The 17,075-nt window shown below is 55.9% G+C and carries 14 protein-coding genes; 3 read left to right on the top strand and 11 right to left on the bottom strand.

The window, feature by feature from the left end; translation table 11 throughout:
* Positions 1–2: 2 nt before the first annotated feature.
* The 5 genes from GSQ86_RS03050 to GSQ86_RS03030 are packed head-to-tail and all read right to left on the bottom strand — an operon-like array spanning position 3 to position 5,782.
* Entirely contained in the window at positions 3–1,607 is a 1,605-nt protein-coding gene (locus GSQ86_RS03050) for a hypothetical protein (protein ID WP_158748489.1), read from the bottom strand.
* Between the two features lie 2 nt (positions 1,608–1,609).
* Positions 1,610–2,956 carry a hypothetical protein gene (locus GSQ86_RS03045; protein ID WP_158748488.1) on the bottom strand — a complete coding sequence of 449 codons (1,347 nt, stop codon included), beginning with the start codon at positions 2,954–2,956 and terminating at the stop codon, positions 1,610–1,612.
* 11 nt (positions 2,957–2,967) lie between these two features.
* A complete protein-coding gene (locus GSQ86_RS03040) occupies positions 2,968–3,624 on the bottom strand; it encodes a polysaccharide biosynthesis/export family protein (protein WP_158748487.1) in 657 nt (218 codons plus the stop codon).
* 54 nt (positions 3,625–3,678) lie between these two features.
* Positions 3,679–5,181, bottom strand: a complete 1,503-nt coding sequence (locus GSQ86_RS03035; protein ID WP_158748486.1) for a sigma-54 dependent transcriptional regulator — start codon at positions 5,179–5,181, stop codon at positions 3,679–3,681.
* A 46-nt stretch (positions 5,182–5,227) separates the two neighbouring features.
* Positions 5,228–5,782 carry a UpxY family transcription antiterminator gene (locus GSQ86_RS03030; RefSeq protein ID WP_158748485.1) on the bottom strand — a complete coding sequence of 185 codons (555 nt, stop codon included), beginning with the start codon at positions 5,780–5,782 and terminating at the stop codon, positions 5,228–5,230.
* A gap of 912 nt (positions 5,783–6,694) precedes the next feature.
* Between GSQ86_RS03030 and GSQ86_RS03025 the strand changes: the two genes are divergently transcribed.
* Both GSQ86_RS03025 and lhgO read left to right on the top strand, forming a co-directional pair.
* A complete protein-coding gene (locus GSQ86_RS03025) occupies positions 6,695–7,732 on the top strand; it encodes a LuxR C-terminal-related transcriptional regulator (protein ID WP_158748484.1) in 1,038 nt (345 codons plus the stop codon).
* 38 nt (positions 7,733–7,770) lie between these two features.
* Positions 7,771–8,985, top strand: a complete 1,215-nt coding sequence (gene lhgO / locus GSQ86_RS03020) for an L-2-hydroxyglutarate oxidase (RefSeq protein WP_158748483.1) — start codon at positions 7,771–7,773, stop codon at positions 8,983–8,985.
* A gap of 3 nt (positions 8,986–8,988) precedes the next feature.
* Here lhgO and GSQ86_RS03015 read toward each other — a convergent pair whose 3' ends face one another.
* From GSQ86_RS03015 to GSQ86_RS03005, 3 genes are all read right to left on the bottom strand, one after another.
* Positions 8,989–10,800 (bottom strand): acyl-CoA dehydrogenase family protein, encoded by a 1,812-nt coding sequence (locus GSQ86_RS03015; RefSeq protein ID WP_158748482.1) that lies wholly within the window; start codon positions 10,798–10,800, stop codon positions 8,989–8,991.
* A gap of 142 nt (positions 10,801–10,942) precedes the next feature.
* Entirely contained in the window at positions 10,943–11,500 is a 558-nt protein-coding gene (locus GSQ86_RS03010; protein WP_158748481.1) for an HdeD family acid-resistance protein, read from the bottom strand.
* 115 nt (positions 11,501–11,615) lie between these two features.
* Complete coding sequence (locus GSQ86_RS03005; RefSeq protein WP_158748480.1) at positions 11,616–12,011, bottom strand: hypothetical protein; 396 nt, start codon at positions 12,009–12,011, stop codon at positions 11,616–11,618.
* 33 nt (positions 12,012–12,044) lie between these two features.
* On the opposite strand from GSQ86_RS03005, the gene GSQ86_RS03000 reads away from it, so the two are divergent.
* Positions 12,045–13,037 (top strand): mechanosensitive ion channel family protein, encoded by a 993-nt coding sequence (locus GSQ86_RS03000; protein ID WP_158748526.1) that lies wholly within the window; start codon positions 12,045–12,047, stop codon positions 13,035–13,037.
* Positions 13,038–13,386: 349 nt separating this feature from the next.
* Here GSQ86_RS03000 and GSQ86_RS02995 read toward each other — a convergent pair whose 3' ends face one another.
* Genes GSQ86_RS02995 through GSQ86_RS02985 form a run of 3 tightly spaced genes read right to left on the bottom strand, consistent with a single transcriptional unit; the run spans position 13,387 to position 17,026 of the window.
* On the bottom strand, positions 13,387–15,498 hold the full coding sequence (locus GSQ86_RS02995; protein WP_158748479.1) for a thioredoxin domain-containing protein: 2,112 nt from the start codon (positions 15,496–15,498) through the stop codon (positions 13,387–13,389).
* A gap of 54 nt (positions 15,499–15,552) precedes the next feature.
* On the bottom strand, positions 15,553–15,999 hold the full coding sequence (locus tag GSQ86_RS02990) for a hypothetical protein (protein WP_158748478.1): 447 nt from the start codon (positions 15,997–15,999) through the stop codon (positions 15,553–15,555).
* Positions 16,000–16,003: 4 nt separating this feature from the next.
* On the bottom strand, positions 16,004–17,026 hold the full coding sequence (locus GSQ86_RS02985) for a M20/M25/M40 family metallo-hydrolase (RefSeq protein ID WP_158748477.1): 1,023 nt from the start codon (positions 17,024–17,026) through the stop codon (positions 16,004–16,006).
* Between the last annotated feature and the right edge of the window lie 49 nt (positions 17,027–17,075).

Here is a 17,075-nt window from a genome sequence, read left to right as displayed (position 1 = left end):
GATCAGCTGTGAAGATAGTTAAATGCGGATCCGGCAAGAATCACCACGAAGACAAGCCCCGCCGTACCCCACCCTATTACCGCCCGCGTTTTGCTCTTCCGCTCATCGCCTGGACTGGCAATTTCCGGAATTTCAGATATGACCGCCGTGGGCAGCAGGTTCTTGATTTCTTTTTCGCTGTAGATGCGATCGTCAATAAATTCAAGGCCGCCTGCGACGATCAGCCCGAACATCATACCTGCGCCGACTCCCATTACGCAGAACTTCAGGCGGTTTGGGAAATCAGGCTTTAGCGGCAGACTCGGAGGATCGAGCACTCTGAAGCGCTCTCCTTGCTCGAGCTGCTCCATGCTGGTCGCCATCTGCGACTCATTCTTCTTTTTCAACAACTCGTCGTAGTTGGCTTTTGATTGGTCATATCCACGCGTCAGATCCGCCATTTGCTGCTCGCGAATCGGTTCTTGATTCAACCGAACCTGGTAGTCGCCTATCTTATTCTTCAGATCTACGACCGCCCTTTCACGGTTTCCAATTTCCATCTGGTTTGCGTGCAGTTGTCCCTGCATCTGGAGGAGTGCCGGGTTCTGCGTTGCGTCGGCCAAATCATGAGCTCCCGCTCCGCCATCTGCCTGAGGGGCCGTACTTTGCTTATGCAACTCAGCAATGAGATCAGCTCTGACCTTTTCCGTCTTTGCGATCTGCACTTTCAGGTTCCGAATATCCGGATACTGATCGGTATAGTGAGCACTCAGATCTGCAAGTTGGGCCCTCAGTCGATCGAGCTCAGCTTCGATAACTGGTAGCCTCGTCGGACTTCCATCTCCAGCCTTGCCTCCGCCTTGCAGCGTGCGGTATTGGCTGATCAGGCTCTGTAGATAAATGCGCTGCTGTTGAGCAGTGCCAAGCGCCTCCTGCTCATTTCCAAGCTGCGCCTGCAATCCGCTCAGAATCTGCAGATTTGCCGCCTGCTGGCCAGGTAATTCTCCTACATGCTGTCCTTTGTACTGTCGAATCTCTTCTTCCTGTTGTGCAAGAGCCACCCGGGCCTGGTCTAACTGGCTTTCCAGAAAATTTGTCGTGCCTTCCGATTCGTGCTGCCGAACTGCCAGGTTCGCGTTGATATACAGGTCGCTCAGCTCTCCCGTTACCTGCTGCGCGATTCTCCCATTGCGCGCCGTATAAGAAATCTTGAACGCCGTTATCTGGTTGTCCTGCGCGTCACGCACCAACTCGATATCAATATCCTTCCGCATCCGGTTAACCTTGTCATCCGGAGACATCTTCTTGCGGCCCGTGCTGTACAGGTCCAGTCGGTCGATGATCAGCAGCAGCCGCGTACGGCTCAAGATCTGTTGCGAGATACTCGCCAGCCGGTCCTGCAGATCTTCGCCCACATTCGGCTTCACATATTCCTTCGGCATCGTTGGTGGTTCCACCAGAATCAGCGTGCTCGACTTATATGTCGATGGCAAAACCCATCCGATGCACCACACCGCAAGCCATGCCATCAGCAGCGGCAGAAGGAAAAACATGTGGCGTCGACGCGCGATATCCACATATTTCTGCAGATCAAACGGTTGTGTTTTCGGCTCTTCGGAGACTTCCATGGTTATCTACCCAACGGCTTTGTGAATTGATAGGACAATGAAAAGTAAACGTGGCTTACATCAGGTGTGTTGGCGATATAAGCGATGCTGTCGTAGCTCTGATGCAGACGCGTGTACCCAAGTTCCATGCGGAACTTTTCACCAAGTGGATGTTGCGCGCTTATCGTGCCTGTAAGTGTATGCCCACTCGGATTCGAGCTCTCGACCGCTTTGCTTATATTGCTCGTATTCATGTAACTCCCGCTTGCGGCAAAAGTCCACGTCCGCGATAGCTGCCAGCGGGCCGCCAGATTTGCACTGTCTGCGTGGTAGGCTCCCATCAGCCCCCCGCCTGCAGTTGTCACGTGCGTATATCCTGCGGCTAGACTCGTATGGCGCGTCTGCCAGCCCAGGCTCGTCAATACGGCCGGCGACCAGGACTTCTCGTCAGGCAGCGGTGCTTGAGTGATATCTGAATGTTGCGGTCCACCCGAGACCGACAGCGAAACGCTCCGATTGAAGTACGTCGTAAAAAAGAACAGCATCGACTGCGTTTGTGTCGTGCCCTCCACTGTTGTATTAACGCCATTTAAAGAGACAGGTGAAGAAGCAACAATATTTGAATATTGATACGTCGCCCCGAGATATTGTCCCGTTGACAAACGGCGAGAATAAAAGGCCGACCCCGACTTCCAATCGGAATCAGAAAATCCCGGAAGCTGGCTTGAATCGCCATAGCGCAGAATTGAGAAGATTCCCGATCCGCCGAGCATCTCATTTCTCGAATACTGGTAAGTAAGCTGGGCGCTCGTCACATTTGTAAGCTGATCTCCAACCGGGGCCACAATGGCAGACTGTGGCGTTTGTGCCGAGCCCGAAACACCAGAAGGATCGATCCCGTAGCTGAAGGCGTTGGAGCTTTTCCTGAATTCCTCGTGCACACTGCCCGTGATGTGTGGACTGAACCGATACTGCATGTTCGCAGCGAGGTCTTGGTCCGCCTGGTTCAGTTCGCTTGTTTTGTTATAAAAAGTAAATCCGGGGCTGTAAGTAAATGCCTGGTGCAGCCGCGAAGTTGTTTGATCCAGCGAGATCGTAGGCCGAATCGAGGAGGCCATATCACCCACCGGTTTTTCGCTGGCGCCCACCGCTACGTTGCTGACATAACCGCTGGTTACAGTTAGCCCTGCGTTCAGATAATTAGAGCGTGTTTCCGCGCCAACTTCTGTCGGATAACTATCGTCGCTGACCGGAGGAGGAGTCTGCATGCTTGCGTCGCCTGCCGCAGCTCCCGTAGCGCTCGGCGCAACTTGAGATTGCACTGGAATCGCCGCGAGTAAAAACAGGCTTAAATAGATTCGTGAAAACATAAGCTCAACCCTCACGGCACGATAATGGTGTCACCCGCCTTCAGCTTCACGTTCTGCTCAAGATTCTTACCCTTGATCACATCGTTGTAGTTGAAAGCCAGATGCTCCTCACCAGAGCCACCCCCTTGGCGCAGAACGTAGACACCTTTTTTCTTGGCAAAGTCGCGGAAGCCGCCGGCCGTCGCAATCGCATCCAGAATCGTCGATCCATTTGTCAGCGGATATGCTCCCGGCTTTACTACCTGTCCCAGGATGTTGAACTTTTCGCTGTTGATCTGCTGCACCATGACGGTGACTTCGGGGACCGCAATGTAAGCTTTAAGCTTGCCGGCGATCTCAGTCTCCAGCTGCAGCGGGGTTCGGCCAGTAGCCTGCACCTCGCCTACAAGCGGCAGAGAAATCTTTCCATCCGAACGCACCGGAATGGAGCGCGAAATATCCGGCTCCTTCCACACGTTGATCGACAAAACGTCGTCGTTGCCGATGATGAAGGTGTTATCGTGCGGTTGATTCGCGGCCGACGCCATCGGCTGCGCAACTCCGGCAGCCGTTGCGTTCAACTGTTTATCGCTCTGATTCGGAGCTGGCGTCTGCGCCAGCAGCGCAGCAGCGAGAAGTATGAATCCGAAGCTGATTGCGATCGAACGGTGAAAAGCTCTGTTTCTCATAACGGAAATCCTGTCGATGATCCGGAAAGCGTGCCTGTATTTCCGTGACCCTGGTTATTCCTTCCTGTCATCGCCGCGGAATCCAAGCCCGATCCCCCTGCTGCTCCGGAGCCCTGGACGGCCCAGAAGTGTAGAGGAGTCGGTTGCTCGCATCTGGTACTGCTCGATCTTGTACAAGAGTGTCCGATAGCTAACCTTGAGTAGCCGGGCGGCGGCCTTTCGGTTCCATCCCGTCTTCTCCAGCGCTGCGGCGATTGCGTTTTTCTCGGCCTCGAGCTTGATGCCCTGAACCAGAGACTTCAATGAATCCGAACCGTTTCCGTTCTCGCGGAGGTGTGCATCCCGCGACGACGAATTCGTGTGGCCATTTGTACCGTTGTGGCTCTTTCCATTGCCATCGGCATGAAGATTTTCAAACGCCAGTTCCGTATCGCCCGCAACCATATAGCGCTTGACGAAATTCTCCAGTTCGCGGAGATTCCCGGGCCATGCATAGGTCTGGCAGGCATCAAGAATGGCTGGCGCAAAATCCCGCGGAGCCACTCCGTAGTGCCGGGCAAGATGATGCATAAAATGGCGAGACAACAGCGTAAGCTCGTCGCGCCGGTCGCGCAGCGGCGGCACATGAATCGTGTAAGCGCTCAGTCTGTAGTAAAGATCCTCACGGAGTCTCTTTTCGGAAATGGCGCGTTCGATATTTACCGTGCTTGAGGCCATGATGCGAATATCCACGTCGATTTGCGTGTGGCTTCCCGGCCGCGTAAACCGCTTCTGCGTCAGCACCTGTAACAGGTTTGCCTGCAACTCCATCGGCATTTCTGTAATTTCGTTCAGCAGAATCGCGCCCTTTTCGCAAAGCTCGAGCTTGCCCGTCTTGCTTACGCCGTCCCGCTGATATCCGAAAAGCTCGCGCTCCAGAAGTTCGCCGGGTAATGCTGCGCAATTTACCTTTGCAAATTCGAAGGCGGACCGTACTGATAGTTTATGGATCAGCCGGCCTGTCGTCTCTTTGCCGCTGCCGCTCTCACCCAGAATCAAAACCGGCACGTTCGCACCAGCCAGCAGAGCGGCCTGCGCGCGCAGCTTCCGCATCACCGGGCTGATTCCGATAAAGAAATTGTCTTCGCCCACGAGTTCTACATCATCGCTAGTGATATCGGGCTCGAAATCTTCACGCGATTGAGAAAGATGGTGCCAGATCGTCATTTCCAACTGTCGTTCATCGAAAGGGCGGATCAGATAGTCCCATGCGCCCATACGGATGGCTTCCTGTTTCCGGCTGTCGTCTTCCGGATGGCCGATCAGGATCACCGGCAGTTCCGGCCGTAGCCGTCGCAGCCAGCGCAGAATATGCAGTCCGTCTTCATCCCCGGGAGGCAAATCAAGCAGGAGCAGGTCGGGCGCTGTTGCCGATTGCACCCGCTCCATCGCTTCCCATACGCTCGCGGCATTTTCAAAATGCCAGCAGTTCGATTCGCCGAGAAGCCCGAGTGGACGTAGAACGGCCGAGTCGTGACTCACGACAAGAAGCCGTGCTGCGTCGATAGTTTTTTTCACAAATAGGCCCTGACTGTTAGAAGTAATCAATGGATTGAAAGAAGTTTTAGATTGGTTCGACGTCGTAACCGTCGATTTGGACGGCGAGGGATCTCTGCATCGCATCCACAGAAATGATCAGCTTGCGATCACCCTTGCGCGATACGAGTATGCCTTCCATGCCATTCAGGGCGCCGCTGTGGATACGCACACGCTGGCCCACTTCGAGATAAGGATGATCTGAATAAGGTACCTGCCCATTCACCACGATCCGAACAGCGTCAATCTGTTCGTCTGGAATCGGCGATCCTCCGATTGCATTCCCCACAAAACCTAATACGCTGTCCACCCGCAGCACCCGTTGGCGCTCTTCATTGCTGGGCATCAGCTTTACAAATAGATAACAACTGAATAAGGGAAGCTCTACGGCCTTCTTGCGGTCGCGCCATCGATGCACTTCAGTGACGGTCGGCAAAAAAGTATGTACACCCTTCTCTTCTAGCCGTTGGGCCACGACCTTCTCGTGTCGCGCTCGCGTCATCACCGCGTACCAGTTGTCGATATCTTTGCCGACTGCGGCAGCCGAATCTGGAAACCCCCACACCTGCTGATTGGTGCTCATCTGTTTTCCCTCTCTTGGCTGTTCCCAGTAAAAAATTTATCTACAACGAACAATGCGGCTTGCCAATGTCGGATCGCCGCCGATCTGTACTGTTTTCGATCAGCGCGGCTACATATGCGTAGCTTCGCCCTCTGAGTCACATCTTGATGACTCTTAACTTCAGCATTGCTTGATAGTGCGACCAGGACCCGTGTTCGTTGCTCGCCAGGGCTGACCTAAATTCGATCAGCAATCAGTACTTTCGGCGCAGACATACAGCTTCGCCCTCTGAGTCACATCTTCATGACCCTTATAACTTCGGCAAAACGACGCAATCCTGAATAGCTCAGTATGCGTGATTTTCGAATGCAGCCAGTGGACATACCATCGCCGCAACAGATCCAGCAAGAAGTACGGGGGAACTCGGGCAGGGGGTAGGCAGCTGTTTGCACAGCCAGTGCCCTAAGTGAGACCCAGCTTACAAGTGGGTGCAAAAGGCTGCAAGAGGCATATCATCTCAGTGGCCGCATGTCTCCACTTGAATAGAAACTTTTAGCTTGTCTCTGGAGGAATATGACTTAGAGACGATATTCTCATCAATCGCATCGCCGAAATCATTATCAACACGGCTGCCGCGAACCTATAGACGTATGAAAACAATGTTTTTCTACGCATCATGCTCAATTTTTCATACAATTTTACGTTCTGGAAATCCGTGTATTTGCCGCAAAATATATAGACTTACCTCTTGCCACATGTGATGATGAATGCATCATGCAGCTTTTTGACACATCCGCAATCATTCGTCTTGATTGCACGATCTGGTGGAGGGTGGAAACATTCGTCTCCCATGAGTTGTATGATGCAACCTCAGTTTGATCCCGGCATCACCCAACTCCCCCGCGAATCTGTCTGAAGTGGTATCGAGGTTTCATGAGTAGAATCACGTCCGCAAGGACTGCAGAGATATCGATCCGGGTTTTCGTAGCCGACGACACTCGGCTGCACACTCAGCTCCTCGCCGACGCGCTCAGACGCGACGGCGATCTGGAAGTGATCAGCACCGATGCGCAGGAACTTGTCTCGCGGATTGATTTACCGGGCGCCGATGTTCTCCTTGTCAGTTCCGACCTGAACGGCCAGCCCGACAGCGGTTTCGAGATTCTGAGGCAACTGCACTCCTCGCACCCGAATCTTCGCGCTGTCCTTTTGCTGGACACTTCCCGCTCCGAATCCGTCCTCGGCGCCTTTCGCGCTGGAGCTCGCGGCGTTCTCAGCCGGCAGGATTCGATCGAAACCCTCAGCAAATGCATCAGGCGAGTCCACCAGGGCCAGATATGGGCGAACAGCGAACAGATGGGCCTCGTCGTCGAAGCTCTGGCTACCTCTCCCAATCCCTCAGCCGCGCTCGCCCAGAGCATTGACCAGCTCTCGAAACGCGAGATGGAAGTTGTCACCTGTGTCGCCCAGGGCTTAACCAATCGCGAAATCGCAAAGCAGCTCACTCTAAGCGAACACACCGTCAAGAACTACCTCTTCCGCGTCTACGACAAGCTCGGCGTCTCCAGCCGCGTGGAACTGTTGTTTATGACGCTCAGCCGCACCAGTCCTTCTGAGCCTGCCCCCACAGACGCGGGTAAGGATCTGCAGAACGCCTCCATCCTCGTCGGATACGAACGCGCTGCCGAGCAGGGCGTGCCCGCCGCGCAGCTTGAGCTCGCCCGCTACTACTGGACCCGCCGCACTGACGCAAAAGACCTCATCCAGGCTTATAAGTGGTATCTCATCGCAGGCCATCAGATTTCCCGCACCAGCAAGAGCGTAGGCAAAGCGCTTACCATGGAGCAGCTCCTCGAAGCAGAGCAGCTGGCCACCGAATGGCTCAAGAAGAGCCAGAAGGCTGGCCCGACGCCGCTCCGAAGCCCGAGCCAGCGGCCAAATGGCACCACCTTGCGCGCCGCTTCCGAATAAATCCTCCCTCTATTTGAGCCTGTTGCTGTTACAAACCTATGCCTAAGGCACCAAACACAATTGCCATCATTGGCGGCGGAATCGTCGGACTCGCAACCGGCCTTGAACTCACGCGCCGCTTTCCCGGCATCGCCCTCAGCATCATCGAAAAGGAAGCAGCCGTAGCGCGTCATCAGACCAGCCACAACAGCGGTGTTATCCACTCCGGCATCTACTACAAGCCCGGCAGCCTCAAAGCCCTTCTCTGCGTCGAGGGCGCAAAGGCGATGATCAATTTTTGCCAGCAGAACGAAATCCCCTATGAAATCTGCGGTAAAGTCATTGTCGCGACCAGCGATGACGAGCTGCCCCGTCTCAAGGAGCTTTACCTCCGCGGCCAAGGCAATGGCCTCGAAGGCCTCCGTATGCTCCACGCCGGCGAGATTCGCGAGATAGAGCCGCATGCTGCCGGAATTCAGGGTATCCACGTTCCCAGCACCGGCATCGTCGATTACTCCCGCGTCGCACAGAAATACGCCGAACTCATTACCGCCGCCGGTGGGACAATCCGCCTCTCGCACGAAGTCACCGGCCTCAAACGAAACGGCAGCAGCACCATCGTCGAAACTACACAAGGCCCGGTCGAAGCCGATCTCGTCATCAACTGCGCCGGTCTGCACAGCGATCGCATCAGCCGCCTAGCAAATGCCAAGCTCGATCTCGCCATCATCCCGTTTCGCGGCGAATACTACGACCTCGCCCCGGAAAAGCATCACTACGTCAAGGGCCTCATCTACCCGGTACCCGATCCGCGATTTCCCTTCCTCGGCGTGCACTTCACCCGGCGCATCGGAGGCGGCGTAGAAGCAGGTCCCAACGCCGTCCTCGCCCTCAAGCGCGAAGGCTATTCGAAGACATCCTTCCGGCCGCGCGACTTATTTGAGAGTGTCACTTTCCCCGGATTCTGGATCATGGCCGCAAAATACTGGCGCACGTCTGTCGGGGAATACAATCGCTCCTGGAGCAAGGCCGCCTTCGTCCGCGCACTGCAGCGTCTCATGCCGGAACTAACCGGAGACGACCTGGTACCCGGCGGCTCAGGTGTCCGCGCTCAGGCTCTCGATATCGACGGCAAATTGGTTGATGATTTTCGCTTCGCCTACACCGATGGCATCGTTCATGTCTGCAATGTCCCTTCGCCAGCAGCCACTGCCTCCTTGGCCATTGGACGCCACATCGTCGACACCATCGTCAGCACTTACGCAATCGACTAATGCTCAGAGCGGATATTTTCCCGCATCGAGCGCAGTTCGAGCCAGTTCGCGGCCAATCGCGATCGTATCCGCCGGCTCATGTTTCACCAGCCGCCGCAGAATCGCCAGCTGCGTCCGCAGCATATCGCCCTCGGCTACCGCAGCCAGTACCCGTCGTGCCGCCGGTTCAAGAATCGTCATTGCATGCGCGGCGTAGTATTGTGTCGCCGCAATCGCCGCAGCATGGCTGCCCATCTTACGCGCCCGCAAAATCGCCGACTCCACCGCGTAAATCTCCATCAGCATATCCGCCAGATCGGCCATAATTTCCTGCTGGTCCGCAAGCGAGTTCATGTACTTCTGGCTTGCAGCTCCCGCAGCCAGAAGTGTCAGCTTCTTCGCGTTCACAAGCATCGCAGCTTCACGCCCAAGCGCGTCCTCCGCCGCATCATCAAAATTTGGCGAAGGCGGCGACATCACTTCATCCATTAGCTGCTTGATCGCGGCCAGCAGCGGCACCTGTCCCGTCATCGCCCGCTTCATCAGAAAACCGGTAATAATAAGCCGGTTGATCTCGTTCGTTCCTTCAAAAATTCGATTGATGCGCGAGTCCCTGTACGCCCGCTCTGCCGGATATTCCTCCACATAGCCGTACCCCGCGTAGATCTGGACAACATGATCCACCACCGCATCCAGCATCTCCGATCCCCACACCTTCAGAATCGAGCACTCCACCGCGTATTCCTCAATGCGCTTCTGTATCTCACGCGAGTTGTGCGCCTCACCCTCCGGGATCGAAGCCAACGCAGCATCGATCATGCCCACCGTCCGGTATGTCATCGCCTCGCCCACAAAAATGCGCGCCGTCGAATCTGCAAGCTTCTGCTGAATCAGCCCAAACTCGCCAATCGACTTCCCAAAAGCCTTGCGCTCTTTCGCATACTTGATGCCGTTAGCCAGAGAAGTCCGAGCGCCGCCCACGCAGGCCGCTCCCAGCTTGAAGCGTCCAATGTTGAGAATGTTGAACGCAATGTGATGTCCCTTCCCTGCTTCGCCCAGCAGGTTTTCGACAGGCACCGTGCAGTCAGACAGAATTAGCGGACAGGTCGACGACCCGCGTATCCCCAGCTTGTGCTCCTCCGCGCCCACCGTCAGCCCCGGCGTATTGCGCTCAATCAAAAACGCCGACATCTTCGCACTCTTCGATTCAGGATCGTTGGGATCGGCAATCTTTGCGAATACCGTGTAAAGATCGGCAAAGCCCGCGTTCGTAATCCACATCTTCTCGCCGTTCAGAACATGGTGCTTGCCGTCTTCCGAGAGCACAGCACGCGTCCGAATATTCATCGCATCGGAACCGGACGACGCCTCCGACAGCGCGTAAGCCGCGATCCACTCGCCGCTCGCCAGCTTCGGAAGATACTTCTCCTTCTGCGCGTCCGTCCCATACCAGACAATAGGCAGCGTACCGATGCCGACATGTGCACTGAAGGCAACTGAAAAGCTGGCCAGCACCGACATCCGGTCCGCAATAATCGCCGACGTCACCTTATCCATCGCCAGCCCACCATACTCTTCCGGAACATCGACCGCCATCAATCCCAGGTCACCGGCTTTTTTCAGCAGGCCACGCGTCACATCAAAATGTTTCGCTTCAATCTCATCTGCGGCGGGAAGGACTTCATTCGCCGCAAATTGCGCCGCGGTTTCGGCAATCTGTCTCTGTTCGTCAGAAAAATCTTCAGGCGTAAAAACATCGGCTGGCTGGCGTTCTTCAATGAGGAAACTGCCGCCTGTAACAGCTTTGGCGAGAACGGTGGTGGTAGCAGTGGCCATGTGAGGATGCTCCTGTTGTTTCTGTTAGGTCAACGGAACATCCTACGCCAGTTTGATGAAGATTGCGTTGCGTATCGGCCAATGCCCGCAACGTCTTGCCCTCTTATAGGCAGATCACAAAATGTCCGCAACTCACGCGCTCTTACGCAAGCGCTCCGGCAACGCGCCGCAGCGCAAACTGCGCCATCAACCGCGAAACGCCGCTGAGAATCAGGTTCACGCCGACAATCGTCGCAATTGCCCAGGCTGAGCTCGAAGGCCAATGAGCAAGGACAAGAGACGCCAGGATGAAGGTGATAATGCCGTCGAAAAGCAGCCACGACGAACCGCCTACGCTCCGCATCGGGAAGTAACTGATGATCGCAAACACGCTTTCGATCAGGAAGATGAGGCCGAGCACCAGCGTGAATGACACCAGTCCCAGAACCGGATGCATGAAAAGCCAGACGCCGCCGACGATGTAAGCAATCCCGACCAGCGTCCGCCAGAGATAACCACCCAGGCTTCCGGCTACTGCGGCAGTCGTCAAATGAATGACACCCGAAATCATAATCAGGATGGAAATGACGATGGCCACACTGATTCCAGCCATGATTGGCAATGCAAGAGAGATAATGCCGCAAAGAATCAGAACTAGGGCCCAGACAATCGCCAGCCCGGTTCCACGTTTGAGAGTGTTGCTGAGTGTTTCTGCTGACATGCGACCTCCGTTGAGAGTGTGATCACAACAAGCCACTGCAACAACCGTAACTGTTCCCGGGTTATCGAAACATCATACGATCCGTCTTCCGTCTGGCGAAGCAAAATTCAGGCAGCTAGTTTCCCTTCATCTTTTCCTTCACTGACTTTGCCAGCTTCTCAATTTCCTCTGCCTTCTTGATTACTGAGACTGACATCTCATTTTTATTGCTTTTATCCACCTCGGTCTTCAACTCCTGCGCCAGTGAAAATAGCTTATCGGTATCCTTCACGATATCCTGCTGTCGAAGCTCATTTCGTCTTTGCGCCTGTTGCACCATGGCGCGGTGCGCCATCGGGTCTTGATCGTTTTCATCGCTGGAATTGGGAGCCTGTGCAGGCGAGCCCGGAATGCGTGGCGCCGGAACGGGCTGTGGCTGGACCTGGGCCTGCGTTGAGGAAAGGGCGCCACCGAAAATTATCACCACGGCAAGCAATCGGAGCCAGTACAGACTCGCATCGAAACATCGCATCAGATCATTATAGAAACAGTGGTTATGGTCATTATGTATATGCATTTTGCACTCTCGTTTCCCGCTCCCGGTGGACCTCTCTCCCGGCTCGACGCCAAGTTCTTCAACGACGTATTGGACTTCGCCTACCGGGTACTCCCGAAAATCGCCGTCACCGCTGTCTTTGCCTGGATCATGGTCCGCGTCCTCAAAGCCATTACACACCGCATCGTACGCGTCACCGAACGCCATTCCGCCAGCGGCGCGCGGCTCGCGCAGGTGCGGACGCTCACGTCCGTCATTCGCGCCACCGGCATCGGTTTCATCGTCTTCCTCGCCGCTCTCGAAGTGCTGCCGCTGCTCGGTTTTAAACTTGAGCCACTACTCGCCAGCGCCGGAGTCGCCGGCGTTGCCATCGGCCTTGCTGCGCAGACAATAGTAAAAGATTGCCTCAACGGCGTCCTCATTCTTGTCGAAGACCAGTACAACGTCGGCGACAAGGTCCGTCTCGCCGGCCTCACTGGTATTGTCGAATCGCTCTCTCTGCGTAAAACTACCGTGCGCGACGGCGACGGAACACTGTACGTCATACCCAATTCCCAGATCACCACCGTCGCCAATCTTACTCGCGACTACTCCGTCGCCACGATTAATGTCTCGGTCGATTTTTCCGCCAGCCCCGACGAAGTGCTCGCTCTGCTCAAGGAAGTAGCACTGGGCGTCCGCAATGATCCTGCCTACAAAGACGTCTTCATTAGTGATCCGGTTCTGCTTGGCGTTGATAACATCAAAGGCTCGCAGGTCATCTATCCCGTACAGCTCAAGACCAAGGCTGACCAGCAATGGGCCGCCATGCGCGAAACCCAGCGACGCATCCGCATCGCCCTCGCCGAACACGGAATGCTCCCCGGCGATCCTCTCCGCGTCTATGGCTCAAAAGGCCCCACCAGCCTGCAAATTACCGAAGCCGGATCCAAAGTCGTGGCCATCGACCCCACCACCGCCAAACCAAACGAGATCAACCCCTTTACCGGCGAAGGCATGTAATACTCTCGCGATCATCCCGGGCACGCAACCCATTGCGCGCTCAAGAACCGTCATTCTGAGCGGAGTGCGAAGCACGAAGTCGAAGGACCCGCACGGACAAGTCCGTGCGAAGCCTTGCACAGCAAGGCCTGCTTCTTTCAGTCCTGCAAGCTAGTGAAATCCTTAGCGGTACCGTCATTCCAGAAGGAAGCCGAATAATATTCGTTACAACGACCAATGAAAAGAGCATTACGCTTCAATTTGCCATCCTGGATAGAGATGCAAAAAAACGCGACTATTTACTTAGCGGTTTACATGCACCGATGTAAACCGCTGAAAATAAACAATCTCCGTCCAAGCAGAAGAAGGCTCAGACCCCGCTGAGCTCCCGCAACAATTCCTCAGCATTCCGGGTAGGAGGCTGGCAGCTATTGCCTTGGCAGACAACCGCGAAACTTCCCTGCTCTCGCAACATAGGTAACGCGGGCAGCGTCTCGGCCAGCACCGGAGGAAGATTCTCGGCCAGCACCTGTTCACGTCGCAAGGCAATGACGCTCTTGTTCACCGCGTAACGCGCCGTAGCCATGGCTGCCAATTGCGGAGCATGCTCGTCGCTCCCGATCACCACAACCTGCACCGGAGCCAGCAGCAGTCGCGCCAGTGCCAGCCCATACGTCCCGGCATACAGGCCGAAGTGCTCAACAATGCCGCCAAAATGCTCCAGCGTATCCTCAGCCTTCTCGCGAAAATCCTCCCGCCCGCTCAGCGCCTCCAGCCGCAGTAGTGCAGCCGCAGCTGACGGATTACCCGCCGGAGTCGGAGTATCCTGCAGCGGCTTGCGGCGCGCAACCAGAGCGCCAAGCACCTCGCCGGTCGGAGTCTCGGTATCGAAGAATCCGCCGCCAGTAGCATCGTAGAAACGAGCCACCATCGCATCGCCAAGCTCCATCGCGACGTTGTAGTAACGCATCTCCCCGGTAGCCTGCCATGCATCCACGCAGGCATGCACCAGAAACGCGTAGTCGTCCAGAACGCCGGCCACCCGTTGTCGCGCCTGCTGCTGATCCGAATAAGCAATCACATGCGCCAGTCCTACCTCAGTGCTCCAGCCTTCGCGGAGAATGCGATCCAGCGTCTTCAGCGCAAAATCCCGCGGAGCAGCCAATTGCAACACCTGAGACGCCTCTAAGTAGGCAGAAACGGCGAGTGCGTTCCAGCTCGTATAGATGGTCTTATCCACAAACGGAGTCGTTCTCAGCAACCGCGCCGCATACAATTTTTTCTTTGCCGACTCCAGATCACGCCGTACTTCATCTACGCTACGTGAGAGCCGCTGCGCAACCTCATCCACCGTGTATTTCACATGCAGCACATTCTTCTTCGGATTGTGGTGCATGTCGCCCATCTCGCCGATATCGAAAAACAATCCGGCGACAGCCATCTCGTTCTCCGTCAAAACAGCCGCAGCTTCTTCAAGTGTCCAAGTAAAGTAGTCCCCATCGTCATCCAGAGAAACATCGGCATCCTGCGAAGCATAGAAGCCGCCCAGCTCCCGATCCGTAAGCCACTCATCCATCCAGCGCACGATGTCCTTGGCAACGCGCGCAAACTCCGGATCGACGAACGACTGAAAGGCATGCACATAGTTCTTCAGCAGCTCCGCATTGTCATAAAGCATCTTCTCGAAATGCGGCACCACCCAGCGGTCATCCACCGAGTAGCGATGGAACCCGCCGCCGAGATGATCGTAGATCCCACCGGCGGCCATCTTGCTCAGAGTCACAGCGGCAGCCTGCTTCGCCGCTTCATTGCCAGTGCGGGAAGCGAGATCGATCAACAGATCGAGTGCCGCCGGATGCGGAAATTTTGGCTGGGTGCCAAATCCGCCATTCCTCGGGTCGAACTGGTTCACCGCGCTCGCCGCCAGCTTGTCGATCAATTCCAGCCCGAGCGAGCCGCCGCGCCCAGAGAAGCTTTCACCATGCTCGATCGCCGCCAGCACACTGCCAGCAGTTTCAAGCGCATCGCCACGCTTGCTCTTCCACACATCGGCCAGCGTACGCAGCACGCGCTCAAAGCCTGGTCTGCCATACCGGTCGTCTCGCGGAAAATATGTGCCGCCGAAGAACGGCCTGCCATCAGGAGTGAGAATCGCCGTCAGCGGCCATCCTCCCTGCCCACTCATCGCCTGCACCGCCGCCTGGTAGCGGCTGTCCACATCTGGCCGCTCATCGCGATCCACTTTTACGGCGACAAAGTGCTCGTTGATAACCTCGGCCAGCGAGGCATCCTCATATGATTCGCGGTCCATGACATGACACCAATGGCACCACACCGCGCCGATATCGAGAAGCACAGGCTTGTCTTCCTCCGCGGCCAGCGCGAAAGCCTCCGTCGACCACTCATGCCACCGCACCGGCTGGTGCATCGCAGAGCGCAGATAAGAAGATGCCGCATGTTCGAGCGAATTGTATGAACTCATCTCTCAAAGTCTATCGCCTGCCGGCATGCGGACGAAAACCGCCCACACCGTCACTTAGGATGGCGGAGTCAGCCTGCGCAGATACCGATACACCGTCACACCGGGAAAGATGACGGCAAAGCATACCCCGGCCCAGTAATTCATAGTGCCGGCCCCAGCATGATCGAAAGACAGCCAAAGATGAGAGATGTAACAGGCAGCCAGAACCCCGGCAACAATCGCCGCGGCAATGACCCAGCACCGATGCCGCAGCAGCCACTCCCGGGAACATAGAAGTGCGATAGGAGAAACAACACAAAGCCAGACGACAAGAACGCCGGCGAGCGTGAGCACGAGCCACAAGAAAAGCCCAAAACCAAGCGCAGCCAGAATCAGCTGAAGATCATGCCCGCTACTGCGAATCACCTGGATCACCTGGATCGGCGATGTCAGCAGGAAAGCCACCGCCCAGCCCAGCATAGTGGCCCGCGTCGCTTTGCCCCACTGCCGCCAGCGCGTCATGGTGTCACCTCACCAGGCGAATCGCAACTTGCTCATAGAGATCAATCGCATCCCAAAGCTCCTGCTTGGCAAGCTTTTCATGCGGCGTATGCGCTACGTGAATCGATCCCGGGCCCAGCAGCACAGGCTCGCCCCAGTTTATAAGCGCAGGAACATCGCTGGTAAACGCAGCTACCATTTTCGGCAACCCATCGATCTGCCTCATCTGGATGAATGGAATCTCCAGGGTAAAGTCGACTTCGGCCAAACCTTCGGCGGCATCCAGAATCGCCTTACGCGTCTCCTCTGACGGACCAACTAAACGGATCAGCAACTGTGCCTCCGCGTGGTCGGCGATGACATTCGTCGCCCGCCCTCCTTCGAGCAAGCCGATATTCAATGTACTCGGGCCTATATCTTTCACAACCGGCAGCGGAATATTCAGCAACCGGTTCAGCACCTCGACTAACTTATGCGTCGCACTCTCGCCAAGTTCGGGATATGCCGAATGCGCCATCTTGCCCTTCGCCTGAATCATCACCCGTAACGCGCCCTTGGAGGCGATCGCGAGCCGATTGTCCGTCGGCTCTCCATTGATCAGAAATCGGCTGCCCTTTGGTTGCTCATTCGCAATCTTTGCGCCGGCGGAATCACGCTCTTCACCGACAACAAAGAGCAGGCCGACTTTAACGCCGGCATCTCGAAGACGCTCAGCCGCCGCCACCTGGGCCGCGATAATGCCCTTCGCGTCGCACGCGCCGCGTCCATAGATGTAAGTCTCATCCTCGCTGCTTGGAATGAAAGGGGGAACCGTATCCAGATGCGTCGAGAAAACAACATCCGGCGTCTCGCCTGGCGATCCGGCATACACGTTAAAACGCTCAGTCGTTGACCGGCTTTCGGCGTGCTGTTTTACCGGCGTGAGTTCTACAGCGAAACCGCGCCCGGCCAGAAACTCCGCGAGAAATGTACCTACCGCGCCTTCGTTGTACGTAATCGATTCGATATCGATCAGGCGCCGCGTCAGTTGAATCGGATCGAGCGTCATTGTGTCTCAGGATACCCCAGAGCCCACGGGAACAGAACCGCTACAATGT

The sequence above is a fragment of the Acidobacterium sp. S8 genome, assembly GCF_009765985.1.
GTDB lineage: Bacteria > Acidobacteriota > Terriglobia > Terriglobales > Acidobacteriaceae > Alloacidobacterium.
Note: the sequence above shows the minus strand (reverse complement) of the source record. Positions and strands in the feature narration are given on the sequence as shown.